This is a genomic window from Luteimonas sp. MC1825, assembly GCF_014764385.1.
GTDB lineage: Bacteria > Pseudomonadota > Gammaproteobacteria > Xanthomonadales > Xanthomonadaceae > Luteimonas.
The window spans coordinates 2470019-2494315 of sequence record NZ_CP061714.1 but is presented as its reverse complement, the minus strand read 5'-3'; the positions used below and the strand labels follow the sequence as shown (position 1 = coordinate 2494315).

General features: G+C 69.9%; 21 protein-coding genes and 1 tRNA gene. 14 read left to right on the top strand and 8 right to left on the bottom strand.

The genetic code is table 11. From position 1 onward, the window contains the following. The gene (locus IDM46_RS11680; RefSeq protein ID WP_185115804.1) at positions 1-846 is read left to right on the top strand and encodes an SPOR domain-containing protein; all 846 of its coding nucleotides are present in this window, start codon (positions 1-3) and stop codon (positions 844-846) included. 32 nt (positions 847-878) lie between these two features. Beyond that, positions 879-954 (top strand) — tRNA-Thr (locus IDM46_RS11675). Positions 955-957: 3 nt separating this feature from the next. Here the strand turns inward: IDM46_RS11675 and IDM46_RS11670 are convergent. Beyond that, positions 958-1500 carry a hypothetical protein gene (locus IDM46_RS11670; protein WP_185115803.1) on the bottom strand — a complete coding sequence of 181 codons (543 nt, stop codon included), beginning with the start codon at positions 1498-1500 and terminating at the stop codon, positions 958-960. A gap of 149 nt (positions 1501-1649) precedes the next feature. On the opposite strand from IDM46_RS11670, the gene rocF reads away from it, so the two are divergent. The 6 genes from rocF (at position 1650) to IDM46_RS11640 (ending at position 6098) form a co-directional block, all read left to right on the top strand. Then, positions 1650-2573, top strand: a complete 924-nt coding sequence (gene rocF, locus IDM46_RS11665; protein WP_185115802.1) for an arginase — start codon at positions 1650-1652, stop codon at positions 2571-2573. A gap of 144 nt (positions 2574-2717) precedes the next feature. Continuing rightward, positions 2718-2873, top strand: a complete 156-nt coding sequence (locus IDM46_RS11660; RefSeq protein ID WP_185115801.1) for an entericidin A/B family lipoprotein — start codon at positions 2718-2720, stop codon at positions 2871-2873. 241 nt (positions 2874-3114) lie between these two features. Continuing rightward, positions 3115-3315 (top strand): CsbD family protein, encoded by a 201-nt coding sequence (locus IDM46_RS11655; RefSeq protein WP_182824620.1) that lies wholly within the window; start codon positions 3115-3117, stop codon positions 3313-3315. 139 nt (positions 3316-3454) lie between these two features. Further along, complete coding sequence (locus tag IDM46_RS11650; protein ID WP_182824622.1) at positions 3455-4792, top strand: tryptophan--tRNA ligase; 1338 nt, start codon at positions 3455-3457, stop codon at positions 4790-4792. After that, a complete protein-coding gene (locus tag IDM46_RS11645; protein ID WP_182824623.1) occupies positions 4789-5115 on the top strand; it encodes a hypothetical protein in 327 nt (108 codons plus the stop codon). The genes IDM46_RS11650 and IDM46_RS11645 overlap by 4 nt, the downstream gene beginning before the upstream one ends. Before the next feature lie 29 nt (positions 5116-5144). Next, positions 5145-6098: an MBL fold metallo-hydrolase gene (locus IDM46_RS11640; protein ID WP_182824625.1), complete on the top strand. Its 954-nt coding sequence runs from the start codon at positions 5145-5147 to the stop codon at positions 6096-6098. A 19-nt stretch (positions 6099-6117) separates the two neighbouring features. Here the strand turns inward: IDM46_RS11640 and IDM46_RS11635 are convergent, their stop codons facing one another. The 5 genes from IDM46_RS11635 to IDM46_RS11615 all read right to left on the bottom strand — a co-directional run bounded on the left by IDM46_RS11635 (position 6118) and on the right by IDM46_RS11615 (position 14305). Beyond that, positions 6118-6501 carry a VOC family protein gene (locus IDM46_RS11635; RefSeq protein WP_185115800.1) on the bottom strand — a complete coding sequence of 128 codons (384 nt, stop codon included), beginning with the start codon at positions 6499-6501 and terminating at the stop codon, positions 6118-6120. Between the two features lie 73 nt (positions 6502-6574). Then, positions 6575-7996 carry a dihydrolipoamide acetyltransferase family protein gene (locus IDM46_RS11630; RefSeq protein WP_182824629.1) on the bottom strand — a complete coding sequence of 474 codons (1422 nt, stop codon included), beginning with the start codon at positions 7994-7996 and terminating at the stop codon, positions 6575-6577. Positions 7997-8069: 73 nt separating this feature from the next. Continuing rightward, positions 8070-9077, bottom strand: a complete 1008-nt coding sequence (locus IDM46_RS11625) for an alpha-ketoacid dehydrogenase subunit beta (RefSeq protein WP_185115799.1) — start codon at positions 9075-9077, stop codon at positions 8070-8072. Further along, positions 9074-10147, bottom strand: coding sequence for a pyruvate dehydrogenase (acetyl-transferring) E1 component subunit alpha (gene pdhA / locus IDM46_RS11620; protein ID WP_182824633.1), 1074 nt, complete (start codon positions 10145-10147; stop codon positions 9074-9076). Before pdhA ends, IDM46_RS11625 begins: the two co-directional genes overlap by 4 nt. A 477-nt stretch (positions 10148-10624) precedes the next feature. Further along, complete coding sequence (locus tag IDM46_RS11615; protein WP_185115798.1) at positions 10625-14305, bottom strand: Calx-beta domain-containing protein; 3681 nt, start codon at positions 14303-14305, stop codon at positions 10625-10627. A 133-nt stretch (positions 14306-14438) separates the two neighbouring features. Here IDM46_RS11615 and IDM46_RS11610 point away from each other — a divergent pair, with 133 nt between their 5' ends. The 4 genes from IDM46_RS11610 to IDM46_RS11595 all read left to right on the top strand — a co-directional run bounded on the left by IDM46_RS11610 (position 14439) and on the right by IDM46_RS11595 (position 19287). Beyond that, the gene (locus tag IDM46_RS11610; protein ID WP_182824637.1) at positions 14439-15314 is read left to right on the top strand and encodes a tryptophan 2,3-dioxygenase family protein; all 876 of its coding nucleotides are present in this window, start codon (positions 14439-14441) and stop codon (positions 15312-15314) included. A 7-nt stretch (positions 15315-15321) separates the two neighbouring features. Further along, positions 15322-15978 carry a hypothetical protein gene (locus IDM46_RS11605; protein ID WP_185115797.1) on the top strand — a complete coding sequence of 219 codons (657 nt, stop codon included), beginning with the start codon at positions 15322-15324 and terminating at the stop codon, positions 15976-15978. 77 nt (positions 15979-16055) lie between these two features. Further along, positions 16056-17546, top strand: coding sequence for an oligopeptide:H+ symporter (locus tag IDM46_RS11600; protein ID WP_223878079.1), 1491 nt, complete (start codon positions 16056-16058; stop codon positions 17544-17546). Between the two features lie 151 nt (positions 17547-17697). Then, positions 17698-19287 carry a peptide MFS transporter gene (locus IDM46_RS11595; protein ID WP_223877967.1) on the top strand — a complete coding sequence of 530 codons (1590 nt, stop codon included), beginning with the start codon at positions 17698-17700 and terminating at the stop codon, positions 19285-19287. Between the two features lie 278 nt (positions 19288-19565). Here the strand turns inward: IDM46_RS11595 and IDM46_RS11590 are convergent, their stop codons facing one another. Together IDM46_RS11590 and IDM46_RS11585 are read right to left on the bottom strand one after the other, a co-directional pair. Beyond that, positions 19566-21197 carry a sulfotransferase gene (locus IDM46_RS11590; protein ID WP_185115795.1) on the bottom strand — a complete coding sequence of 544 codons (1632 nt, stop codon included), beginning with the start codon at positions 21195-21197 and terminating at the stop codon, positions 19566-19568. Between the two features lie 71 nt (positions 21198-21268). Then, positions 21269-21745, bottom strand: a complete 477-nt coding sequence (locus tag IDM46_RS11585; RefSeq protein ID WP_182824645.1) for a MarR family transcriptional regulator — start codon at positions 21743-21745, stop codon at positions 21269-21271. Between the two features lie 85 nt (positions 21746-21830). On the opposite strand from IDM46_RS11585, the gene hppD reads away from it, so the two are divergent. Continuing rightward, on the top strand, positions 21831-22943 hold the full coding sequence (gene hppD, locus IDM46_RS11580; RefSeq protein WP_185115794.1) for a 4-hydroxyphenylpyruvate dioxygenase: 1113 nt from the start codon (positions 21831-21833) through the stop codon (positions 22941-22943). Between the two features lie 69 nt (positions 22944-23012). Then, positions 23013-24293 (top strand): homogentisate 1,2-dioxygenase, encoded by a 1281-nt coding sequence (gene hmgA, locus IDM46_RS11575; RefSeq protein ID WP_182825278.1) that lies wholly within the window; start codon positions 23013-23015, stop codon positions 24291-24293. The last annotated feature ends 4 nt before the right edge of the window (positions 24294-24297 follow it).

Below are 24297 nucleotides of genomic sequence, written 5' to 3'. Positions count from 1 at the left end.
ATGCCCGCGCGCGCCCTCGTCGTTCTCCTGCTCATGCTCAATTTCGGCGTCGCCACGTGGTGGCTGCTGCGTCCCGAGCCGCTGCCGCCAACGCCGTGGGTGCAGCCCGCCGACGTGCCGCGCCTGCAGTTGCTGGACGAGGTGGTGGATCCCGGGCAGGGCACGGCAGCCACCGATCCAGGCGTCGATGATGCGGCCGCCGGCGGTAGCGCCGCGGCGACGCGCGAGTCCGGCGTGATCGCCGTGGCCGCGGCGGACGCGGGTACATCCGATGGCGACGCCGGCGCCCAGGCCGGCGTCGCGGATGGCGGTGCGCCCGTCGCGCCGGCAGCGGTGCCCGTCGCCACGCCGGCACCCGCGGCCTTGGTGCAGCGCTGCATGTCGTTGGGTCCGTTCGCGGACGCGGGATCGGTGGCGGCGGCGCGTGCCGCGCTGCAGCCGCTGGGCGCGCAGCGCATGCGCGCACGGGATGTGGTCGATGCACCGCGCGGCTGGCGCGTGGTCATCGCGCCGCAGGCCGACCGTGTCGCCGCCGACGCGCTCGCGGCGCGCATCCGTGCCGCCGGCTTCGACGATCTGCTGGTGGTACCGGGAGGTGACGACGCCAACGGCATCGCACTGGGCCGGTATGGCAGCGAACCGGCTGCACGGCGCCGTGAGGCTTCACTGCGCGCCGCCGGATTCCCGGGGCAGGCCCAGCCCCTGGGCGACGCCCGCACGCGGCACTGGCTTGATGTCGCCGCGGGTGCCGGCTTCGATGCGGCAGCCGCGCGCGACGCCAGTGGCGCCGCGCGGCTGAACGACCTGGACTGCGCCACCTTCGTCGCCGATGGCGGGGCAGGCTAGAATGCCGCGCGCGCCCCGCGGCGCGGCACCATGCCGGCATAGCTCAGTTGGTAGAGCAACCGCCTTGTAAGCGGTAGGTCCCCAGTTCGAACCCGGGTGCCGGCACCATACTCAGGCGTCGTCCATCCGGATGCCGACGTAGGTATCGCCAATGCTCACGCCGGGCGGCAGGCGGCAGCTCAGCGACGTCAGCTGGTGGAAGTCGGTCTGCTCCGGGTCCGCGTCGTCGGGATAGAAGTACAGGTAATTGCTCCCCGGCGTGCCGGATGACACATCGACCTCGAGCGACACGTATTGCAGGTCGGGCGACCCCTCGTAGCCGATCACGCCGGCGCAGCTCACGGTCTGTGGAGCAGCCACGGTGCTGCCGAAGAACACGCCGAACCACCGCACCACCTCGTCGGAGGGAATGGTGCCGGCGCCCGACTGCGCCATGATGGTGGTGAACGCGCAACTCACGTAGGCATCCGACGTGCCCTGGTTGACGACCGCCAGCGGACGCTTGCGCAGGTTGTTGTCCATCACCGGCAGCGCGCCCTGGCACAGCCCGGTGGCGTTGCTCTGGATCTGCAGGTCCTCGATGGCGGCGTTGGCGGACGGGAGCACGGCCGCGAGCAGCAGGCCGCCAATGAGCGATGGTGCAAAGACATTCATGTCGTGTTCCTTGATTTCCTGAGGGATGCGCGCGGCCCGGGTCCATCGGCGCGACGCCGCGCGACACTGGCACACGCCGCGTCGCGGGATTGTGGACCCGGCCCCGCTGCTGCCTGATCATGGCCGCAACCGTCGTCCTGGAGTCGTCCATGTCCATCGCACCGCAGCGCGTGTCCATCTTCGGGGTGCCGACCGATATCGGCGCCGGCACGCGCGGGGCGTCCATGGGTCCGGAGACACTGCGCGTTGCCGGGCTGGTCGACGCGCTGCACGCGCGCGGAGTCGACGTGGTCGACCGTGGCGACCTGGCCGGGCCGCGCAACCCCTGGCTGCCGCCGGATGCCGGCTACCGCCACCTCGACGAAGTGGTCGCCTGGAACCGCGCCGTGATGCAGGCCAGCGTCGCGGAGCTGGCCGCCGGACGGATACCGGTGATGCTGGGAGGCGACCATTGCCTGGCAATCGGCTCGATCACCGCGGTCGCGCGCCATTGCCGCGCACAGGGCAAGCGCCTGCGCGTGCTCTGGCTCGACGCCCACGCCGACTTCAATACCAGCGCCATCACGCCGTCGGGCAACGTGCACGGCATGCCGGTGGCCTGCCTGTGCGGCATGGGTCCGGATGTCCTGACCCGGCTCGGCGGCGACGCACCGGCGATCAGCCCGGGCGAGGTGCGCCAGATCGGCATCCGCTCGGTCGATACCGGCGAGAAGCGGCTGGTGCGCGACCACGGCCTCGACATCTACGACATGCGCTACATCGACGAGGTCGGCATGAAGCGCGTGGTCGAGGAAGCCCTTGACGGCATCGGCGACGACACGCATCTCCATGTCAGCTTCGATGTCGACGTACTGGATCCGTCGATCGCGCCGGGCACGGGCACGCGCGTGCCGGGCGGGGTGAACTACCGCGAGGCGCAGCTGCTGATGGAAATGATCGCCGACAGCGGGCGCATGGGTTCGCTGGACATCGTCGAGGTCAATCCCGCGCTCGACGTCCGCAACAGGACGGCGAAGCTCGCCGTGGACCTGGTGGAGAGCCTGTTCGGCAAGTCCACCTTGATGCGCGAGTGAGGTGACGCGCTGAACCTGAATGCCGTGCTGTCCTCGCCACGCAGCGAGGCCTGAATGCACGCTCCTTTCACGCACCGGTGGCGTTTCATGCAACCTGCGCCGGCGGAACCACTCCCGCGGCCGACGACCCGAAGGAGATTTCAAATGAAGCGTTTGTTCGCCCTGATGCTGATCGCCATGTTCTCGGTTGGTACCCTGTCCGCCTGCAACACCGTCAAGGGTGCCGGCAAGGACGTGCAGAAGGTTGGCGAGAAGGTCGAAGGTGCCGCCGACGACACCGGCGCCACCGACCCGCGCTGAGTTTCGCTGGTGCCCGCCTTGTGCGGGCTCCTGGTACTGCTGGAAGGCCGGCCATTGCGCCGGCCTTTTCTATGCCTGGAGGAAAAGCGTGGAGCTGATGTCGGTGCCCGGGTACTGCATCGGTAAAGGCGCCGCGAACGAAGCCTTGACCTCATGCAAACGCATGTTTCGGCATGATCGTTGCGTGGGTCATCGCAGTGCGATCGGCTCCATTCCCCCAAAGCAACGAGGTAAGAGACACATGAACAAGGACATCATTGCCGGCAAGTGGACCCAGCTGAAGGGCCAGGCGCAGTCGAAGTGGGGTGACCTTACCGACGACGTGTTCGACGAGGCCAAGGGTGACAGCAAGTATCTCGCCGGCAAGCTGCAGGAGCAGTACGGCTGGGAGCGCGAGCGCGCCGAGCGCGAAGTGAAGGATTTCGAGAAGACGCTGGGCTGAGGCCTGCGCAGGTCCGGGCCGCGGCCCTGACACAGCTTCCACTGGACGGGCCGGCAATCGCCGGCCCGTTCGCGTGTCGAGGGGCAGCGCCGGGATGGCGGGCTAAAATGGCCTGCATCACCCCCTGCATGGCGTTCGAATGACCCTCCGCGTCCTGACTGGCATCAAGCCCACCGGCGAACCGCATCTCGGCAACTACGTCGGCGCCATCCGCCCGGCGATCGCCGCCAGTGGCGCGCCCGGGGTGGAGAGCTTCTTCTTCCTCGCCGACTACCACGCCCTGATCAGCACGCAGGATCCGCTGCGCGTGCAGCGCTCGACGCTGGAGATCGCCGCCAGCTGGCTGGCCTGTGGCCTGGAACCCGACAGGGTCTGGTTCTACCGGCAGTCGGATGTGCCGGAGACCACCGAGCTCACCTGGCTGCTGACCTGCGTTGCGGGCAAGGGGCTGCTGAACCGCGCGCACGCCTACAAGGCCGCCGTGGACCGCAACCGCGAGGAAGGCGCCGATGACGATGCCGGCGTCAACGCCGGGCTGTTCATGTACCCGGTGCTGATGGCCGCCGACATCCTGATCTTCAACGCGCACAAGGTGCCGGTGGGGCGCGACCAGGTGCAGCACATCGAGATGGCGCGCGACTTCGGCCAGCGCTTCAACCATCTGTACGCCGCGTCCGGCAGCGAACCGCATTTCGTGCTGCCCGAGGCCGTGGTGGAAGAGCAGGTGGCCACGCTGCCCGGCCTCGACGGCCGCAAGATGTCGAAGAGCTACGACAACACCATTCCGCTGTTCGCCCCGCGCGCCACGCTGCGCAAGCTGATCTTCTCCATCGTCACCGATTCGCGCGCGCCCGGTGAAGCCAAGGACACCGCCGGCTCGGCGCTGTTCCAGCTCTACCAGGCGTTCGCCCGCGACGATGAGACCGCCGCGATGCGCCAGGCCTTCGCCGACGGCATCGCCTGGGGCGAGGCCAAGGAGCGCCTGTTCGAGCGCATCGACGCCGAGATCGCGCCGCTGCGCACGCGTTACGAGGCGCTGATGGCCGACCCCGCGGCGATCGAGCGCACGCTGCGCGCGGGTGCCGCGCGCCTGCGCGAGCAGCACGCGGCGCCCTTCGTCGCGCGCCTGCGGCATGCGGTCGGCCTGCGCGACCTGTCCGCGCTGGACACCTCGGCCGGAAGCGAGGCCGAGGCCGAAGCGCCCGCGCCGGTGTTCAAGCAGTACCGCGAAGCCGATGGCCGCTTCCATTTCAAGCTGGTCGATGGCGACCGGCTGCTGCTTCAGGGTGGCGGCTTCGCCTCGCCGCGCGATGCCGGCCAGCTGGTCGCACGCCTCAAGTCGGGTGATGGCGCGCTGCAGGTGGCCCACGACGGCCGCGTGCGCCTCGGCGACGACGAGGTCGGCACCCTCGGCACGGGCGTGGATGGCGACGCGCTGCGCGCCGCGCTCGCGCATTTCGCCGGAGACGCGGCATGACGCAACTGGTCGAGATGAACCTCGCGCTGATCCTGTTCCTGCCCTGGTTCCTGATCCTCGCGGTGCTGTTCTGGGTGTATCCGCGGCAGCCGCGTGGCGCCGGGCGGCGGCTGTTCGACATCGCGTCGCTGTTGCTCGCGGTCGCGGCCTTCGTTGCCAGCCTGTACTGGGCGCACGCCACCGCCGACAGCAGCCATGGCCGCATGTGGCACCAGATCCTCGCCACCGCCGTGGGCTACGGCGTGTTCCTGGCGGTGATGACGGTCGCGTTCTTCGTGCGCATGCGGCTGTTCGGCAAGCGCCGGCCCGCGCGCGACACCTAGACTGCAGGTCTTTGCGACGGGGACAGGGCGTGGGCGGACGCGACGGCATCACCATCATCGACACCGGCTTCGGCGAGCGGCCGGAGTTCTGCGCAGCCTACCTGCTGGTGGAGGCGGGGCGTGCGGCGCTCATCGACTGCGGCACCCTGCACAGCGTGCCGCGCATGCTGGCGGCGCTCGATGCTGCCGGCGTCGCACGCGACGCGGTCGACCATCTCATCGTCACCCACGTGCACCTCGACCACGCCGGCGGTGCCGGCGCGTTGCTGCGCGAGTTGCCGAATGCGCGGCTGGTGGTGCATCCGCGCGGTGCGCCGCACATGGTCGATCCGGCCAAGCTGATCGCCAGCGCGCGTCAGGTCTATGGCGACAGCCTCTTCGACCTCGCCTATGGCGGGCTGGTGCCGGCGCCGGCGGAGCGCGTGCTTGAAGCCGCCGATGGCCAGGTGGTCGACCTCGCCCGCCGGCCGCTGCTGCTGGCGCACACGCCCGGCCACGCGCTGCATCACCTGGCGGTGTGGGACGCGCGCACGCGCAGCTGGTTCTGCGGCGACATCTTCGGCATCTCCTACCGCGAGCTCGACGTCGATGGCCGTCCGTTCGCGATCCCGACCACGTCACCGGTGCAGTTCGATCCCGGGCAGATGAAGGCCTCGGTGCTGCGCATGCTGGCCGAATCCCCGGACGCCTGCTTCCTCACCCATTACGGGCGGATCACCGATGTCGCGCGCGTCGGTGCCGGACTCGTCGAGCAGGTCGACGCCATGGTCGCGATCGCGCGCACGCTGGGCGATGCGCCGGACCGCCATGCGGTGCTGAAGCGCGAGCTCACCGCACTGTACGTGGAGCGCGCGCGGCGCCACGGCATCGCGGAGGCCGAGTGGCAGGTGCCCGCGCTGCTGGAGATGGACATCGAGCTCAACGCGCAGGGCCTTGCGGTGTGGCTGGCGCGCGAGCGCAGGAAGGCGCTGGAGGCGGGCTGAGGCTCGCGGCGCCGAGTGTTCAGTCCCAACGGTTGAGGTGTGGCCCAGGCGGCGTGCGCTGCGGGCGGACCACGCAGAAGCGGTGCCCGCTCGGCGCCTCCATCACCCACCACGCGTGGCGCTTTTCGATGCGGCGCGCGCCGAGCTTTTCCAGGCGCGCGACTTCGGCCTCGACGTCGTCGGCCTCGATGTCGAGATGGATGCGGCTGTCGTGGTCGACCTTCTGCAGCAGCAGGACCGGCTCGTCGGCTGCCGTGGCAAGCCTTGCATACCTGCCGTCGCCGTCCTCGTCGGCGCTGGCGACGGCCTTGCTCAGCGCCGCGCTCCAGAACGCGACATGCGGCGCCAGGTCGTCGACCCGGCAATCAAGGACCAAGGTGGAGAGGCGGCTGTGGTGGGCCATGGCGGCGCTCCGGGCGGAAGCGTTCGATGCTCGGCCCGGAGCGTGGGCGGCGGCAAGTGCCGCCGCCGGTACGTCAGTGCGCCAGCGCGAGGTCGTCCAGCAACGCCTTCAGGAAGCGCGCAGCCTCGCCACCGGTCGCGGCGCGGTGGTCGAAGGTCAGCGAGATCGGCATCCGGCGGTGCACTTCGATGCCGCCGATCACCGCGACCACGTCCTGGCTCAGCTTGCCCGCGCCGACGATGGCCACGCACGGCGGCACCACCACCGGGGTCGCGTAGCGGCCGGCGAACATGCCGAAGTTGGACAGGCTGATGGTGTAGCCCGAGAGCTCGCTGGCCGGGATGCTGCGATCCTCGACCTGCTGGCGCAGGCGCTGGATGGCCGAGCGCACGCCACCGGCATCGAGCACGTCGGCATTGCGCAGGGCCGGGACGAACAGGCCGTCGTCGGTGTCCACGGCGATGCCGATGTCGACCTGCGGGTGCATGGTGCGGGTCAGGCTCTCGCCGTCGAACCAGGCGTTGAGCGCGGGCACCGCCTTCGCCGCCACACAGATCGCGCGGATGAGGCGCGCGGTGATGTCCTGCTTGCCCACCCAACCGTGCAGGTCGGCATCGTCCACCAGCGTGGTCGGCACGACCTGCGCGTGCGCGGCGGCCATCACCCGGGCCATGTTGCGGCGCACGCCCTTGAGCTGCTCGGGCTGCCCGGTGGCGGTGACGCCCGGCGGCTGGGTGCGCATCGGCTTGCCGCTGGCGGACAGCGCCGTGCGGCTGGAGGCGTCGCGCGAGGCGGGCATCGGTGCGGCGCCACGGGCGGGAGCCGTTGCGGCTGCGTCGCGGGGCGCAGCGGCGGGCGCGGCCCCCATCACGGCGGAGCCGTCGGCCGCGGCACGCTTCACGTCGGCCATGGTCACCGTGCCGTCGGCGCCGCTGCCGCGCACGCGGCCGATGTCGACCTTGAGCTTGCGCGCCTGCGCGCGCACCGCCGGCATGGCGCGCACGCCACCCACGGCGAGCGCCTCTTCGCTGCGCACCGCGTCGGACGACTGCATGGCACCGACCACGGTGCCGCTGTCGCTGCGCTCGCCGTCGGACGTGACCTTGGGCGCGTCTTCGCCGGCGATGATCGCGCCGCCGTCATCGGACGCGACGACCTTGTGGTCGGGTGCCGGATCCTCGCTGCCCACGCCGTGCCCGCCGCCGTGGTGGTGGCCGGTGTCCTGGCCCTCGGCGCGCTGCGGCAGGCTGGGGTCGATCTCGAACTCGGCCAGCATCGCGCCGGTGATGACGATGTCGCCCGCGGCGCCGGCGAGCCGGAGCACCTTGCCCGACACCGGCGACGGCACCTCGACCACGGCCTTGGCGGTTTCCATCGACACCAGGTTGTCGTCGAGGCGGACCGTGTCGCCCTCCTTCACGAACCACTCGACGATGGTGGCGTCGGGCAGGCCCTCGCCCAGGTCGGGGAGGTGGAAGGTCTTCTTGTCAGCCATGTGATCCTCGTCTTTCCATGTGCCGCGCGTGGCGCGGCGTGCAATTGTTGGTGGCGCGGCGGCGCGTGGCGGCTCAGCCGGCGGCGAGCGCGCGCTTGGCCGCGGTGACGATCTTCTCGACGCTCGGCAGGTACTTCATTTCCAGCCGGAACAGCGGAATGTGCGTGTCGTAGCCGGTGACGCGCTGCACCGGGGCGAGCAGGTCGTACATCGACTCCTCGGCCAGGCGCGCGGCGATCTCGGCGCCGAAGCCCGCGGTCTTGGGGGCTTCGTGCACGATCACGCAGCGGCCGGTCTTGGCCACCGACTCGGCGATGGTCGCGAAGTCGAGCGGCTTGAGCGTGGCGACGTCGATCACCTCGGCACTGATGCCGTCCTTGGCCAGCCCCTCGGCGGCCTCGAGCGTTTCCTTCACCTGCGCGCCCCAGGTCACCAGGGTCACGTCGGTGCCGTCGCGCAGCACGAAGCACACGTCCAGCGGCAGCGCTTCGCCGTCATCCGGCACCACTTCCTTGTACTGGCGGTAGATGCGCTTGGGCTCCATGAAGATCACCGGATCCTCTTCGCGGATCGCGGCCAGCAGCAGGCCGTAGGCACGCGCCGGCGACGACGGCAGCACCACGCGCAGTCCGGGCACGTTGGTGAAGATGGATTCGTTGGCCTCGCTGTGGTGCTCGGGCGCGCGGATGCCGCCGCCCCACGGCACGCGAAGCACCATCGGGCAGGTCAGGCGGCCGCGGGTGCGGTACCGGAAGCGCGCGGCGTGGCAGATGATGTGGTCGACCATCGGGTACACGAAACCGTCGAACTGCGCTTCGGCCACCGGCCTCATGCCCTGCGCGGCCATGCCCACGGTGAGGCCGGCGATGGTGGTTTCATCCAGCGGGGTGTCGATCACGCGCAGGTCGCCGAACTCGGCGTGGAGCCCCGCGGTGGCGCGGAACACACCGCCGTTGACGCCGACGTCCTCGCCCAGCACCACGACGGTCTCGTCGTTGCGCATCTCGTAGGCGAGCGCCTGGGTGATCGCCTCGATCAGGGTGATGGCGGCCGGTGCCGCGTCCTTGGCCACGGCGCTCATGCGCGCTTCTCCAGGGCGATCGCATCGGCACGCTGGTCCAGCAGGTCCTGCGGCGGATCCGCGTAGAGGTAGTCGAACATCGCTTCCACGGGCTGCACCTTGCTCTCCAGGTAGGCGTTGATCTCGATGTCGATGGTGCGGCCGCACTCCTCCAGCCAGGCCTTTTCCTGCGCCTCGTCCCACGCGCCCTGGGCGGTGAGCCAGGTGCGCAGGCGGGTCATGGGCTCGCGGGTCCAGCCGTCCTTGACCTCCTGCTCGCCGCGGTAGCGGCGCGCGTCGTCGGCGGTGGTGTGGTCGTGCAGGCGGTAGGTCATGAACTCGATGACGCTGCCGCCCTTGCCTGCGCGCGCGCGCTCCATGGCGCGACGCATGCCCTCGAGCACGGCGAACAGGTCGTTGCCGTCCACCTGCAGGCAGTACAGGCCGCCGGCCAGGCCCTTCTGGGCCAGGGTCTCGGCGCCGGTCTGCGCGGAACGCGGCACCGAGATCGCCCAGCCGTTGTTGATGATGCACTGGATGAACGGCAGCGCGTAGGCGCCGGCCGAGTTGATGGCGGCGTAGGTGTCGGTCTTGGACGAGCCGCCGTCACCGCAGCAGGTCACGGCCACGCGGTCTTCGCCGCGCAGCTTGAACGCCAGGGCGGCGCCGGCGGCATGCAGGCACTGGGTGGCGATTGGGACGCACCACGGGAAATCGTGCTTCGGGCCGGCGAAATCGTTGCCGCGCTCGTCGCCGCCCCAGTACATCAGCACGTCGCGCGGCTGCACGCCGCGCATGAACTGCGCGCCGTACTCGCGATAGCTGGGGGCGAACACGTCCTCGGGGCGCATCGCCGCGCCGATGCCGACGTGCGTGGCCTCGTGGCCGAGGCAGGCGGCATAGGTGCCGAGCTTGCCGGTGCGCTGCAGGGCGATCGCCTTGGTGTCGAAGGTGCGCACCAGCAGCATCTGCTTGAACAGCGGGACCAGGTCGGCCGCCGAGGGGGCGTCGGGCGGAAGTTCGGCCACCAGGGTGCCATCAGGCCCCAGGTACTGGAGGTATTCGATTTCGAAGGTCGCGGCGACGCTCATGCGGTCACGTGCTCGGTCAACAACGGGGCCGGCCATGATACCCGGTGGCCCGTTTGCGGCCGTTGCGCGCTGCGGCAAGTGCGACGCTGATATGCCGCGGGCCGCGGGCCGCGGGGCGCGGGGCGCGGCGCGGGGCGCCGGGTGCCAATGCCCTTGAGGACTCATGTCCCCCGGCGCTGGCCTTGCGGCCATCACCTCCTCCTTGACTTCGCCCTCAAGGGCATTGGCACCCGGTCCGCCGCACTACGCGTTGGTTTGAGGGCAGAGCCACAGCCCGCAAGTTCGCGAGCGCAGAGCCCCCGAAGTGGGCGTGATGCCTTCGCGGGGAAGTCAAGGAGGAGGCATCCGCCGCCAAGCGGATGCCGGGGGACATGAGCCGCGAAGGCATCACGTCCACCACCGGGCGCTACAGCCGCCCAAAAAAAAGGAGCGCGGCCGAGGCCGCGCTCCCTGGTCACAGCAGGTCGATGGTGCGGATCAGGGCGCGCGCGCACCCTGGACCCGGACCGCCGCGGCGTTGTTGCCGGCAACCGGATCGGTCGCTGCCGACGACACGTCGGCCCGCACTTCGAACACGGGCGCCATGAGCTTGCCGCTGGTGTCCACGGTGAGCGTGAACTGTGCCGTCGCGCTGACCGGCATCGAACCGCCCGACGGGCTGCAGGTCACCGCGAACAGCGACGTCGGCCGGGCCTCGCAGGTCCAGCCCGGCGCCGGCAGCAGGGCAACGCGTGCCTTGGCCAGCGACACGCTGATGCCCACGGCCGCCCCGGCGGCGGGTGATGGCCCCTGGTTCGCCACGGCCACCGCGTACCCCGGGTTGCCCGCGCCACGGACGTAGGTCGCCGGGCCCGACACCTGGATACCGAGATCGGCCTGCGCTTCCACCGAAACCGCGCCGCTGGCGCTGTCGTTGGCGGCATCGGGGTCCTCGGTCTGCGAGGTGGCGGCGGCGGTCAGGGTGACCGCGCTGCCGCCGGTCGCCGGTGTGGCGGTGGCCGTCACCTCGAATGACGCCGACTGCGATGCCGCAAGGCTGTCGGCGCTGCAGGCACCGCTGGTCTGGTTGCCGATCACCGTGGCGGGATCGCAGGTCCACCCGCCTGGCGCGACGATGGCCAGGTCGGGCAATGCCGCATTGACGGCAAAGCCCACGCCCGGCGACTGCGCGGCATCCGGCCCCGCGTTCGACGCCGACACCACGTAGCGCAGCGTGCCGCCCACGGCGATCGCGGGCTGCGGCGTGGTGACCGCCGCCTGCATGTCGGCGAAGGTCAACGCGTTCAGGCGCAGCATCAGCACCGACGGATCGTGGTCGGACAGGCGCGCGGCGCTGTCGACGTCGTTGCGCGCGGTCTCCGGGAAGTCGGCGTTGAGGCGCGCGTGGCTGATGGTCCACGAGTTGATCGCCGAGCCGAGCGCGGCATGGTTCACCAGCACGTGGTCGAGCGACTGCGCGTTGTTGTCGAACACGAACGAGTAGCGCTCGGACGCCGGCAGCATGTGCGTGGCGTTGAACAGGTCCGGCTCGACCAGGTCGGCGCCGTCGCCGTTGACCGCGGTGGTGGCATCCGCCGAGGGCATGCCGATGACGGTGCCCATGATGTCGGCGTACCCGTCGTTGAACTCGAACGCATTGAAGTCGCCGAGCACCACGATGGCGCGCGCCGGATCCGCGGCCTGCATGTCCTGCAGCATGCCGGCGAGGAACTCCGCCTGCAGCTGGCGCTTCTGGCGCACGCGGTCGCCGAGGGTGCCCGTACCCGCCGCGTCCTCGCTGTCCACGTCGTTGAGCGAACGCTGGTGCACCGTGACCACGGTGACCGGCAGCGCGCGGCCATCGGCGAAGTTCACCACCGCGTCGAGCACCAGCGGCGGGCGGTCGTTGAGCAGGCTGGTGGCGCCGGTGCCGGCGTAGGTCCAGGTGGTGTCGGCACCCACCTGCTCGACCGCGAGCACGTCGACGCGCGGCAGCGCCGCGCCGATCTCGCCGGCCTTCACCAGGAAGCCGACGTCGATGCCGCCGACGTCGTTGCCTTCCTCGAGATAGGCGACGTAGCCCGGGTCCGGCTGGCCCAGCGCAACCGTGTCGGCGTTGACCTTGTCGGCCAGCGCCTGCAGCGCGCCGAGGTTCTCCACCTCGCTGACGCCGATCACGTCCGGCGCATGCATGTAGGCACGGATGCCGAGCGACGCCTTGTTGAGCCGGCCCGCGAACGCGCCGGCGGTGAGCACCGGCTCGCTGATGGCCGGGTCGTTCACCGTGTCGAAGAAGCGCTGCAGGTTGTAGGTGGCGAAGGTGGCGTGGTCCTCGCTGGGCACCACCGATCCGCGCGGCAGGTCGAAGCCGTCGCAGGCCGTGGCGAGCGCGCCTTCCGGGTAGATCGTGTAGCGGCGGAACGTGTAGTCCAGCGGGCCGGTCAGCGTGCCGTCGACGATCCGGCAGCCGGCGGCCAGGTCGGCCTGCGGCGCGCCGATCGTGTCGCTGTCGACGGCGATGATCTCGGGGTTGAAGTCCCAGCGCGGGATCGCGGTCGCGGTGGTGCCACTGGGGTCCGGGTCGGGGACCTGGATGCCGGACTCGCGCAGCGGGCGCGGGACGCCCGTGACCACCACCGCGAACTGGCCGTTGCCGGTCGCCGTGGCGTTGGCTTCGCTGGTGTTGCCGCGCGTGGGCGCGACCACCGTGGCGCTGGGGATGCTGACGCGCATGCCCTCGTAGGGCTCCAGCTGGTCGAGGCCGCCGTCGGGCAGCACGCTGTCGGTCGCCAGCACCACCGGCGCCGGCAGGGCATGGCCGGTGCCGAGCTGGGTGACGGTGGCGAAGGTGAGTTCGGTCATCGGCAGCTGCCAGGGATCGGCGGCGGGGATGTATTCCTCCACCGTGGCCTGCACGCGCACGCGGTTGCCGACGGTGGCCGCCGCGGACGGCGCGCCGGCGGTGAACACGAAGATGCCTTCCGAGGTGGCGTCGTCGCCGTCGTCCTGGCCGTCGGCGGTCTGCAGGAAGAAGCCGTTGTTCTTGCGCGCGGTGACGATGCCTTCGGTCACCACCACCTGGCCTGCGAGCGGCGACAGCGCGCCCGGGCCCTGGATCTCCGCGATCGGCACGATCACGAAATCGTCGTTCAGGATGGTGCCGGTGCCCTCGAGCGCGCCGGCCACGGCGCCGTCGAGGTTGGACAGCACCAGCGAGAAGGTCTCGTCAGGCTCCACCGTGGTGTCGCCGTTCACGCCCACCGACAGCGCCACCGAGCTCGCGCCCTCGGCGATCGTGGCGGTGCCGGACGACGCCACGTAGTCGCTGCCGGCGACGGCGCTGCCATCGGCGGTGGCGTAGTCGAACTCCACGCCGCCGGCGCCGGCCGGTGCCGACAGCGTGACCTGGAAGAACATCGGCGAAGTGCCTGCATCGCCTTCGGCCACCGAACCGTTGGAGACGCTGATCTCCGGGTCACCGCCGCCGCTGCCGGTGGCCGTCACGCTGATGTCGTCGATGCCGACCCACTCGTCGTTGCCGGTGGCGTTGGTGGTGATGATCCGCAGCTCGACCAGCGCCTGGTTGTCGACCGCCGCGGGCAGGGTCACCGACACCGGGGTCACCAGGCCCGCGAGGCTGGGGCCGGCGGTGGCGTCGGCCACGAAGGCTTCGGGCACGTTGGTGAAATCGCCGCTGCCACCGACCCGGTACTGGAGGGCGACCGGCTGGGCCGCGTTGTCCGTGGTGCCGTCGAGGTCGCGCAGGTTGTAGGCCACCTTGATGCCGGTGGCGCCCACGGTGGTGAGGTGGATGCGGATGTACGGCGCGTTGGCCGATCCGCTGCCCTGCAGCGCGACCGCCGGGTCCGCGATGTGGAACTCGGCCACGCCGCCGTTGCTGATGCTGGTGCTGGTCTGGTTGGCGATGACGTCGATGACGCCCGGCGCATCCGCGGCCAGGACCGTCTGCGGGTCGACGCTGTTGGCCGCGGTCAACCCCGTGCCCATGTACCCGACGATGCCGGGCACGCCCGACCAGTTGTCGTTCGCCGTGATCTGCGCGATATCAGTCCAGTCCTGGGCAAACGGCAGGGTCTGCGGCGTGGTGTCGGCATGGGCCGCGCCGATGGCGGCGGACAGAGCGATGGCGAGCGCCAGGCGGCGCGGCAGCGGTTGCATGTTGGTTGTTCCCCTGGAGTGGTGATGGCCGCGGCCCCCGCCGCGATCGGCGGATTGTGCACCAGCTCCGCTGCAGTCGAGTGACACGGTTTCCGTGCCGGACCGTACGGTCCGCCTGCGCTACCCTTCGCGCATGAGCATCGAAAAGAATGAACGCGCGCTTGAAGCCGGCATCCACACCGAGTTGGCCGGGCGCATGACCTACGGCGGCTACCTGCACCTGGAGCGCCTGCTGTCGGCGCAGCAGCCGCTGTCGGACCCGCCGCACCACGACGAAATGCTGTTCATCGTCCAGCACCAGGTGTCGGAGCTGTGGCTGAAGCTGATGATCCACGAGCTGCGCGCGGCGGTCGCGCACCTGCGCGCGGACCGGCTGGAGCCCTGCCAGAAGATCTTCGCGCGCTGCAAGGTGGTGCTGCGCCAGCTCACCGCGATGTGGTCGGTGCTGGAGACGCTCACGCCGTCCGAATACGCCGAGTTCCGCGACCTGCTTGGGCCGTCGTCGGGGTTCCAGTCGGCGCAGTACCGCACCATCGAGTTCCTGCTCGGCAACAAGAACGCCGGCATGCTCAAGGTGTTCGCGCATGACCCCGAAGCCCACGCCATGCTCGCCGGCGCGCTCGAGGCACCGGGCCTGTACGACGAGTTCCTGCGCTACCTTGCGCGCCACGGCCATGCCGTGCCGGCCGCGCACCTGGAGCGCGACTGGACCCGCCCGCACGTGGCCGATGAGGCGCTGGTACCGGTCTTCGAGCGCATTTACGCCGATACCGCCGCGCACTGGGAGGCCTACCACCTGTGCGAGGACCTGGTGGACCTGGAAAGCGAGTTCCAGCTGTGGCGCTTCCGCCACATGCGCACGGTGATGCGCATCATCGGCTTCAAGCGCGGCACTGGCGGGTCCAGCGGCGTCGGATTCCTGAAGCAGGCGCTGGAACTGACCTTCTTCCCCGAACTGTTCGAGGTCCGCACGCGCATCGGCGGCGCGCCGGCCGACGCCGCGTACTGAGCACGCGATGGACGCCGGCGCCGCGCTTCCCGCCTGGGCCGTGATCCTGGCGTGGGTGCTGGCGCTGGCAGTGCTGGCGGCCACCACCCGCGGCCTGGGCCTGGCGCGCTACCGGGACGACATGGAGGCACGTCGCGTGCTGCTGGCCGCGACCCTGGCCATCATGGCCATCCGCTGGTTCAACACCGCGGCGCTCGAGGGCGTGGTGCTGCACTTCCTCGGCGCCACCGTCGCCACGCTGCTGTTCGGCGGGCGCATCGCCTGCTGGATGCTGGCGCTGGCCAGCCTGGCCGGCGTGCTGCTGGGTGCGGCCTGGCAGGGCTGGGCCGGGGATTTCCTGGTCGCCGGCGCCTTGCCGGTGGCGGTGACCCTGCTGGTGGAATTCGCCGCGATGCGCTGGGTGCCGGCCAATGTCTTCACCTATGTCATGGCCAACGCCTTCGGCGCAGCCGCCTTGGCCATGGCGGCCTCGTCGCTGGCCAAGGCCGCGGTCATGGCCGCGATTGGCGGTCCGGCCGCCGCCTACCTGGCCGCCACCCCGCTGCTGATGTTCGGCGAAGCCTTTCTCAGCGGCGGGATCATGGTGCTGGTGGTCGTCTACCGGCCGCAGTGGTGCGTGAGCTTCGACGACCGCGTCTATCTGGGGCGTGGGCGGTCGATGTAGGCTTGGCCGCACATCGATCCATCCTTGGGGGAGCACACGTCATGGGTTCAAATCGCGTCGAGCCGGCAGGGCCGGGCATGCAGCCGCCATCCGGCGGCGGCATTCCGGAATTCGCCCAGGTCATGGGCCATCCGCGTCCGCTGTGGATGCTGTTCATGACCGAGTTCTGGGAGCGGTTCGCGTTCTACGGCATGCGCTGGGCGCTGGTGCTGTACATCGTGGCGCAGTTCTACAACGGCGACGCCACCGGCGAGGCACCGGCCAGCCAGCTGTACGGCGCCTACCTGGCGCTGGTGTACGCGGCGGCGATCTTCGGCGGCTACGTCGCCGACAAGCTGATCGGCTACCAGCGCGCGATCCTGCTGGGCGCGATCTTCATGGCCGCCGGCCTGTTCCTCATCACCACGCCCAGCGAACAGTGGCTCAAGCTCGGCCTGGCGACGGTGATCGTCGGCAACGGCCTGTTCAAGCCGATCATCTCGACCATGGTCGGCAAGCTCTACGCCACCGATGACCAGCGCCGCGATTCCGGCTTCACCATCTTCTACATGGGCATCAACATGGGTGCGTTCATCGCCCCCATCCTGACCGGCTGGCTGGCCGAGAAGGTGTTCGGCGCCGACGGCATGCCGGCGTACAAGGTGGTGTTCATCGCCTCCGCGGTGGGCATGCTGCTGAGCCTGGTGTGGTTCTGGTTCGGGCGCAGCCAGCTCAAGGGCATCGGCGCGGCACCGGCGCATGCGCCGGGCATCGGGCGGGTGCTGGTGGTGGCGGCGGGCGCGCTGGTCGCGATCCCGGTGTTCTACTCCCTGCTGACCATCGACGCCGGCGTGTTGAACTGGATCCTGCTCGCGCTGTTCGTGGTGCCGGCGGTCATGCTGCTGGTGGAGGGCATCCGCGAGGGCTCGCGGCAGCGCGACATGGTCATCGCCATGTTGATCATCTTCGGCTTCAACGTGCTGTTCTGGATGTTCTTCGAACAGGCCGGCAGCTCGTTCAACTTCCTGGCGCAGAACATCGTCGACCGCGACCTCAACGGCTGGATCTTCCCGGTCGGCTGGTTCCAGTCGGTGAACTCGATCGCGATCATCACCCTGGCGCCGGTCATGGCCTGGCTGTGGGTCGCGATGGGCCGCGCCAACCCGTCGATCCCGCGCAAGTTCGGCCTCGGCCTGATCTTCAACGGCCTGGCGTTCCTGTTGCTGGTGTTCGCGCTGTCGAGCCTGGTCGACCCGGCGTCGCTCAAGATCCCGTTCTGGACGCTGTTCATGGTCTACGTCATCCAGTCGGTGGGCGAGCTGTGCCTGTCGCCGATCGGCCTGTCGATGACCACCAAGCTGGCGCCCGCCAAGTTGACCGGCCTGGCGATGGGCGGCTGGTTCCTGTCGATCGCGATCGGCAACAACCTGTCGGGCATCTTCGCCTCGAGCGTCAGCGGCGAGGGCGGCATGACCGTCGCCTCCGCGCAGGCGGGCTACACGTTCGGGTTCTGGGCGCTGCTCGGCGCGGGCGTGGTGCTGCTGCTGATCGCGCCGCTCATCCAGAAGCTGATGCACGGCGTGAAGTAAGGGCACGCGCCCTGTTCAGCATGTGTCGGACGGCGGCCCCCGGGCCGCCGTTCGCATTTCCGCGGTGTTCCACGGCTTCCATTGCGGACCCGCATCGCGCTAAGTTCCCCGATTGGCCCGCGCACGTGCGGGCGCAATTGCGGAGTACCGAGTGACCCATCCTGCCCACGTTGCCGGCGCGGAGAAGACCTTCCTGGGTCATCCGCGCGGCCTGTACATGTTGTTCTTCGCCGAAATGTGGGAGCGCTTCTCCTACTACGGCATGCGCGCGCTGCTGGTGCTTTACCTCACCAAGCACTGGCTGTTCTCCGATGGCGACGCCTCGATGGTCTACGGCGCCTACACGGCGCTGGTGTACATCACGCCGGTGATCGGCGGCTATCTCGCCGACAAGTACCTGGGCCAGCGCAAGGCGGTGCTGTACGGCGCCATCCTGCTGACCATCGGCCACTTCCTGATGGGCTTCGAGGGCGAGGGCGGGCAGGGCACGCCGGCGCTCAACGCGTTCTGGCTGGCGCTGGCGTTCATCATCGTCGGCTCCGGCTTCCTGAAGGCCAACATCTCGGTGATGGTGGGCCAGCTGTATCCGCGCACCGACGTGCGCCGCGACGGCGCGTACACGATCTTCTACATGGGCATCAACCTGGGCGCGTTCCTTGGTTCGCTGCTGTGCGGCTACCTGGGCGAGACCTATGGCTGGAAGTACGGCTTCGGCGCCGCCGGCTTCGGCATGCTGCTGGGCCTGGTGGTGTTCGTGATCGGCAAGCCGCTGCTGCAGGGGCGTGGCGAATCGGTCGACCCTGCGCGCCTGCGCGCACGCACCGCCGGCATTCCGTTCGAGTGGCTGCTGTATGGCCTGGGCATCCTGATCGTGCTGGCCTGCTGGTGGATGGTGCAGAACCAGGACGTGGTCGGCTGGGCGCTGGGCATCACCGGCGTGCTGCTGCTGGCCTACGTGGTCTGGACGGCGGTGACCAAGCTCGACCGGCATTCGTCGCACCGCATCTTCGCCGCCATGATCCTGATGATCGGCTCGGTGCTGTTCTGGGCGCTGTTCGAGCAGGCCGGCTCCTCGCTCAACCTGTACACCGACCGCTACGTGGACCGGAACATGCTGGGCTGGGACGTGCCGGCGTCGATGTTCCAGTCGATCAACGCGATGTACATCATCCTGCTGGCGCCGCTGTTCGCGGGCCTGTGGACGTGGCTGGGCCGCCGCGGCCTGGAGCCGTCGGCACCGGCCAAGTTCGGCCTGGCGATGGTGCAGCTCGGCGCGGGCTTCCTGGTGCTGGTCGCCGGCGCGGCCGCGCTGGCCACGGGCAGCCTCACCCCGGTGCTGTTCATCTTCCTGATCTACCTGCTGCACACCACCGGCGAGCTGTGCCTGTCGCCGGTCGGGCTCTCGGCGATGAACCGCCTGTCGCCGGCGCACATGGCCAGCCTGGTCATGGGCTGCTGGTTCTTCGCCTCGGCTACCGGCAACTTCGTGGCCGGCATGATCGCCGCCGCCACGGGTTCGGAAGCGGCGTCGGGCGAGGGTGCCGCGCAGCAGGTCGTGCTCGATGTCTACAGCCAGATCGGCTGGATCGCGATCGCGGTGGGCGTCGGCTTCCTGGTCATCTCGCCGCTGATCAAGAAGCTGATGCACCTCGACACGCTGCGCGACGACGACCTGGCCGGGCAGAAGGAACTGGCCGAGCCGATCGCCACCGGCATCGATGTCACCGAGGAGCGCCGCTGAGCGACGCCCCACTCCCGGCATGCATGAATGACACGCCGCGCCCTTCGGGGCGCGGTTTTTTTTGCGCGACGTGGAGCATCCGGTAGTGGCCGGGAGGCCTTCGCGGCTCATGTCCCCCGCGGCGGACCGGGTGCCAATGCCCTTGAGGGCGAAGTCAAGGAGGAGGCGATGGCCGCCAGGCCATCACCGGGGGACATGAGTCCTCAAGGGCATTGGTACCCGGTGCCATAACCTGCCGAGCCCTTGCTCTGCAAGAAGATCCGCTGCCTGCGCGACGCTCAGTCCAGCTGGATGCCGAGGCCCGCCGCCAGCGGGCCGAGATGGGCGCGGTAGGGCCACCAGTCGGGCCGGCGCGGGGCGCGGATGCCGTCGCGCACCTGCGCCGCGCTTGCGGTGGCAACCGCGCCGCCGGCGCGCTGCGGCTGCAGTACGCCCGGCGCGAAGGCGAGGCCGCAATGCGCGAGCACGCGCCGCAACTCGTGTTCCGGCGCCCGCACCAGATCGGCGTGCGCGACGTCGAGCAGGCGCTCGCCGAGCACGGCGCGCCAATGCGCCATCAGCGCGGCATGGCCCCGGTGCCAGGCGGCAAGTTCCTGCTGCTCGTAGGACCACGGCGCGAAGCCGCCGTAGAGCATGCGCAGGTTGGAGAAGCAGACGTCCATCGGCGGCCGCCACGCGTGCACGAAGCGCGCATCCGGCAGCGCGCGTGCCACCAGACCCAGCAGCAGGGCGTTGGTCGGCAGCTTTTCGGTCCACCACGCACGCCCCTGGGCGCGCCAGGCGTTGCCGGCGATGAACGCGGCGCCCAGTGCGGGCCAGTCGACGCCACCGGTGCGGCGCAGCGTTTCGAGGTCGATGACGCCACGCGCGCGATGGTCCACGGCATGCCGCAGCGCGGCGGCGAAGCCCATGCTCTCGCCGCCTTCGGCGATCGACGCGTGGCCGCCCAGCATGCGTTCCAGCAGCGTGGTGCCGGAGCGGAACATGCCGACGATGAACAGCGGGCGCGGCGCACCGGCCGCATGGTGATGACCGGGTCCCGACACGAATGCGCCGTCGCAACGCGCGCGGATCGCCTCGAACAGGCGCGCGTCATCGGCGGCGTCGTAGCGCAGGCCGGCGCGTCTTGCGGCGGCGCCACGCGCCAGTGCCTGCCACGCGGCCTCGTGTTCGCCGAGGTCATGCAGTTCGTCGAACAGCGCGTGGCTGAAGTGGATGTCGTGCTCGCTGCCGGGCGCGACCCGCGAGCGCTCCTGTAGCAGTCGCTCGACGCGCGCAGCTGCGCCGTCGCGATCCGTGGCGCGCAGCTGCGACAGGCGGCGATGGGCATGGGCGAAATGCGGCGCCAGCGCGATCGCGCGTTCCAGGTCCCTGCGCGCACCGGGCATGTCGCCGAGGAACAGGCGCGTGCCGCCGCGCAGGTAGGCGGCCGGTGCGTGCGCGCGATCACGTGCGTTGGCGCGGTCCAGCCACTCCAGCGCCGCGCGGTGCAGGTCTTCGCCACCGAGCAGGTCGGCGAGCGCCACCATGTCATCGGTCGCGGCTTCGTGCGCGCGCGCTGCCAGCGCGGTGGCAAGCGCGTCGAGTGCGCGCGTTTCGTGCAGGTCGCGCAGCAGGCGTGCCAGTGCCAGCGCATGTGGCCAGGTGCGCGGGCCCGCGGCCGCCGCGCGCAGCGTCGCGGCGTGCATGGCGCGGTATTCGCCGTTGCGGCCGCGTGCCTTGGCCAGGCCGATCCAGGCTGCGGCATCGTCGGGCGTCGCGGCCGCGATGCGTGCGTAGCACGCCGCCGCCGCCGGCCAGTCTGCGGCGGCGGCCAGCGCGTTCGCCTGCTGCCACGCGCCACCGCCGCCGCGCACCGCGCCAGGCGCGGTGGTGGAACTGTCCGCGTTGGTGGGGGGAGGCGTGGTCATGGCGCGATCAGGCGATGGATCGGCCGATTGTGACCGATCGTGCCAGGGGCAGCGGTCGCGACGCGCCGGCGTCAGACGCCGTAGCGTTCGCCGAGGCGATCAAGCAGTTCGGAGAGAACGCGCCGCTCGGACGCGTCGAGCGGTGCCAGCAGGTCGCGCTCGTAGGCCAGCGCCTGCGGCGCGACATCCTCGTACACGCGACGCCCGGCCTCGCTCAGCTCCAGCACCGAGCGGCGGCGGTCGTCGTCGTGCGTTTCGCGATGCAGCAGGCCCCGCTCCAGCAGCCGCGCCACCGCGCGGCTCACCGCCACCTTGTCCATCGCGCTGCGCTCGGCCACGCCAACGGCGGACAGGCCGGGGAAGCGGCCGAGCACGGCGATGATCCGCCATTCGGTGACCGCCAGGCCGAAACGCTCGCCGTAGGCCTGCGCGATCTCCTGGCTGACCAGGTTGGAGAGCACGCTGAGCTGGTAAGGAATGAAGCGGTCGAGTTCGAGCAGCGCGGACTCGTCCGTGGCGTGCGGATCAGGGCGGGTGGGGCCGGTCATGCTGCGCTGCGCCTTGCAAGCGGTTTCACATGAAACTATAACAACAGCCCTCGCACGTCCACTTTTTGCTTTCCCAGGAGCCGCCATGAGCGCCCAGACCACGTCCGCCAGCACCACGCCCAACCTCGGCATGGAGGTCACCACCTTCGAGAACCCGATGGGCATCGACGGCTTCGAGTTCGTCGAGTTCGCCGCCCCGGAAGGGCAGGGCGCGCTGCTGCACGACTATTTCCGCAAGATGGGCTTCAGCCCGGTGCTGCGCCACCCCACGCGCAAGATCACGGTGTACCGCCAGGGCGGGGTGAACTTCCTGGTCAACGAGGATCCCGATTCGTTCGCCGCCGACTTCGCGCGCGCGCACGGGCCGTGCGCTGCCGGCTTCGCGATCCGCTTCCGCCAGCCGGCCGGCGAGGTATACGCCAAGGTGCTGGCCAACGGCGGCGAGGCGATCGACCACAAGGAGTCCACCAAGGCGGTCGACGCGCCGGTGGTCAAGGGCATCGGCGACTGCATGCTGTACCTGGTGGACCGCTATGGCGACGCCGGCAGCATGTACGACGGCTTCGTGCCGGTCGAAGGTGCCGACGCCAACCCGACGGGCTTCGGGCTGACCTTCATCGACCACCTGACCCACAACCTCTACTTCGGCAACATGCAGAAGTGGTCGGACTACTACGAGAAGCTGTTCAACTTCCGCGAGATCCGCTACTTCGACATCAAGGGCGCCAAGACCGGCCTGGTGTCCAAGGCGATGACCGCGCCGGACGGCATCGTGCGCATCCCGCTCAACGAGTCCAACGACCCGAAGAGCCAGATCAACGAATACCTCGACGCCTACAAGGGCGAGGGCATCCAGCACATCGCCTGCTTCACCGACGACATCTACAGCACGGTGGAGAAGATGCGCGACCAGGGCGTTGAATTCCTCGATACGCCGGAGTCCTATTTCGAAGTCATCGACCAGCGCATCCCGGACCATGGCGAGGACGTGGCGCGCCTTGCGCGCAACCGCATCCTGATCGACGCCGACCCGGAGACCAAGCAGCGCAAGCTGCTGCAGATCTTCACCCTGAACTGCTTCGGCCCGATCTTCTTCGAGATCATCCAGCGCAAGGGCAACGAAGGCTTCGGCGAAGGCAACTTCCAGGCGCTGTTCGAGAGCATCGAGCGCGACCAGATCAAGCGCGGGGTGCTCTAGGCGTTGCCGCGGATGGTGTGGGGTTTGGAGCAAGCTTCTCGCACGCAGGAGACATCCGTGGACGGATACATGTCGGGATTTGGCAACGAGTTCGCGACCGAGGCGTTGGCCGGTGCGCTGCCGGTGGGCCGCAACTCGCCGCAGAAGGTTGCGTTCGGGCTGTACGCCGAGCAGTTGACGGGTACGGCGTTCACCGCGCCGCGGCACGCCAACCGGCGCAGCTGGCTGTACCGGATCCGCCCGGCGGCGATGCACGGCAGTTTCGAGCCCTACGCGCAGCCGCGCTTCCACGATGATTTCGGGCACGGGCCGGTGACGCCCGACCAGCTGCGCTGGGACCCTCTACCGATGCCGGCGGAGGGCAGTGCGGTCGACTTCGTCGACGGGCTGTTCACCATGGCCGGAAACGGTGGTTCCTGGGCCGGCACCGGGGTGGGCATCCATCTGTACGCGGCCAATGCGCCGATGCGCGGCCGCTGGTTCTACAGCGCCGACGGCGAACTGTTGGTCGTGCCGCAGCAGGGCCGCCTGCGCATCGCCACGGAACTGGGCGTGCTCGATGTCGAGCCGCAGGAGATCGCGGTGATCCCGCGCGGCGTGCGCTTTGCCGTCGAGCTGCCGGACGGTGCCGCGCGCGGCTATGTCTGCGAGAACTTCGGCGCGCTGCTGCGCCTGCCCGACCTCGGCCCGATCGGGTCCAACGGCCTGGCCAACCCGCGTGATTTCCTCGCCCCGGTGGCGGCGTATGAAGTGGCCGAAGGCGACTTCGAACTCGTCGCCAAGTTCCAGGGCCACCTGTGGCGCGCGCCGATCGGCCATTCGCCGCTCGACGTGGTCGCCTGGCACGGCAACTACGCGCCGTACAAATACGACCTGCGCCGCTTCAACGCCATCGGTTCGATCAGTTTCGACCACCCGGATCCGTCGATCTTCCTGGTGCTGCATTCGCCCAGCGACACGCCCGGCACCAGCAACCTCGACTTCGCGATCTTCCCGCCGCGCTGGCTGGTGCAGCAGGACACGTTCCGCCCGCCGTGGTTCCACCGCAACGTGGCCAGCGAGTTCATGGGCCTGGTGCATGGCGCATACGACGCCAAGGCCGAGGGCTTCGCGCCCGGGGGGTGTTCGCTGCACAACTGCATGACCGGACACGGCCCGGATGCGGCGACGTTCGCCAAGGCATCCGCGGCGGACCTGTCGAAGCCGGACGTGATCACCGACACGATGGCCTTCATGTTCGAGACGCGTGCGGTGATCCGTCCTGCACAGCAGGCACTCGATGCCGCCCATCGCCAGCATGGCTACCAGGCCTGCTGGGCCGGGCTGGAGAAGCACTTCGCGATGGCCTGACGCA

What these genes read in the sequence shown, in the direction of transcription:
- IDM46_RS11635 (WP_185115800.1), bottom strand. Translation starts at nt 6,501, where the DNA reads ATGGCCCACCACAGCCGCCTCTCCACCTTGGTCCTTGATTGCCGGGTC.
- IDM46_RS11630 (WP_182824629.1), bottom strand. Translation starts at nt 7,996, where the DNA reads ATGGCTGACAAGAAGACCTTCCACCTCCCCGACCTGGGCGAGGGCCTG.
- IDM46_RS11625 (WP_185115799.1), bottom strand. Translation starts at nt 9,077, where the DNA reads ATGAGCGCCGTGGCCAAGGACGCGGCACCGGCCGCCATCACCCTGATC.
- IDM46_RS11600 (WP_223878079.1), top strand. Translation starts at nt 16,056, where the DNA reads ATGCAGCCGCCATCCGGCGGCGGCATTCCGGAATTCGCCCAGGTCATG.
- IDM46_RS11585 (WP_182824645.1), bottom strand. Translation starts at nt 21,745, where the DNA reads ATGACCGGCCCCACCCGCCCTGATCCGCACGCCACGGACGAGTCCGCG.
- IDM46_RS11655 (WP_182824620.1), top strand. Translation starts at nt 3,115, where the DNA reads ATGAACAAGGACATCATTGCCGGCAAGTGGACCCAGCTGAAGGGCCAG.
- IDM46_RS11645 (WP_182824623.1), top strand. Translation starts at nt 4,789, where the DNA reads ATGACGCAACTGGTCGAGATGAACCTCGCGCTGATCCTGTTCCTGCCC.
- IDM46_RS11605 (WP_185115797.1), top strand. Translation starts at nt 15,322, where the DNA reads ATGGACGCCGGCGCCGCGCTTCCCGCCTGGGCCGTGATCCTGGCGTGG.
- hmgA (WP_182825278.1), top strand. Translation starts at nt 23,013, where the DNA reads ATGTCGGGATTTGGCAACGAGTTCGCGACCGAGGCGTTGGCCGGTGCG.
- rocF (WP_185115802.1), top strand. Translation starts at nt 1,650, where the DNA reads ATGTCCATCGCACCGCAGCGCGTGTCCATCTTCGGGGTGCCGACCGAT.
- IDM46_RS11670 (WP_185115803.1), bottom strand. Translation starts at nt 1,500, where the DNA reads ATGAATGTCTTTGCACCATCGCTCATTGGCGGCCTGCTGCTCGCGGCC.
- IDM46_RS11680 (WP_185115804.1), top strand. Translation starts at nt 1, where the DNA reads ATGCCCGCGCGCGCCCTCGTCGTTCTCCTGCTCATGCTCAATTTCGGC.
- IDM46_RS11610 (WP_182824637.1), top strand. Translation starts at nt 14,439, where the DNA reads ATGAGCATCGAAAAGAATGAACGCGCGCTTGAAGCCGGCATCCACACC.
- pdhA (WP_182824633.1), bottom strand. Translation starts at nt 10,147, where the DNA reads ATGAGCGTCGCCGCGACCTTCGAAATCGAATACCTCCAGTACCTGGGG.
- hppD (WP_185115794.1), top strand. Translation starts at nt 21,831, where the DNA reads ATGAGCGCCCAGACCACGTCCGCCAGCACCACGCCCAACCTCGGCATG.
- IDM46_RS11650 (WP_182824622.1), top strand. Translation starts at nt 3,455, where the DNA reads ATGACCCTCCGCGTCCTGACTGGCATCAAGCCCACCGGCGAACCGCAT.
- IDM46_RS11660 (WP_185115801.1), top strand. Translation starts at nt 2,718, where the DNA reads ATGAAGCGTTTGTTCGCCCTGATGCTGATCGCCATGTTCTCGGTTGGT.
- IDM46_RS11590 (WP_185115795.1), bottom strand. Translation starts at nt 21,197, where the DNA reads ATGACCACGCCTCCCCCCACCAACGCGGACAGTTCCACCACCGCGCCT.
- IDM46_RS11615 (WP_185115798.1), bottom strand. Translation starts at nt 14,305, where the DNA reads ATGCAACCGCTGCCGCGCCGCCTGGCGCTCGCCATCGCTCTGTCCGCC.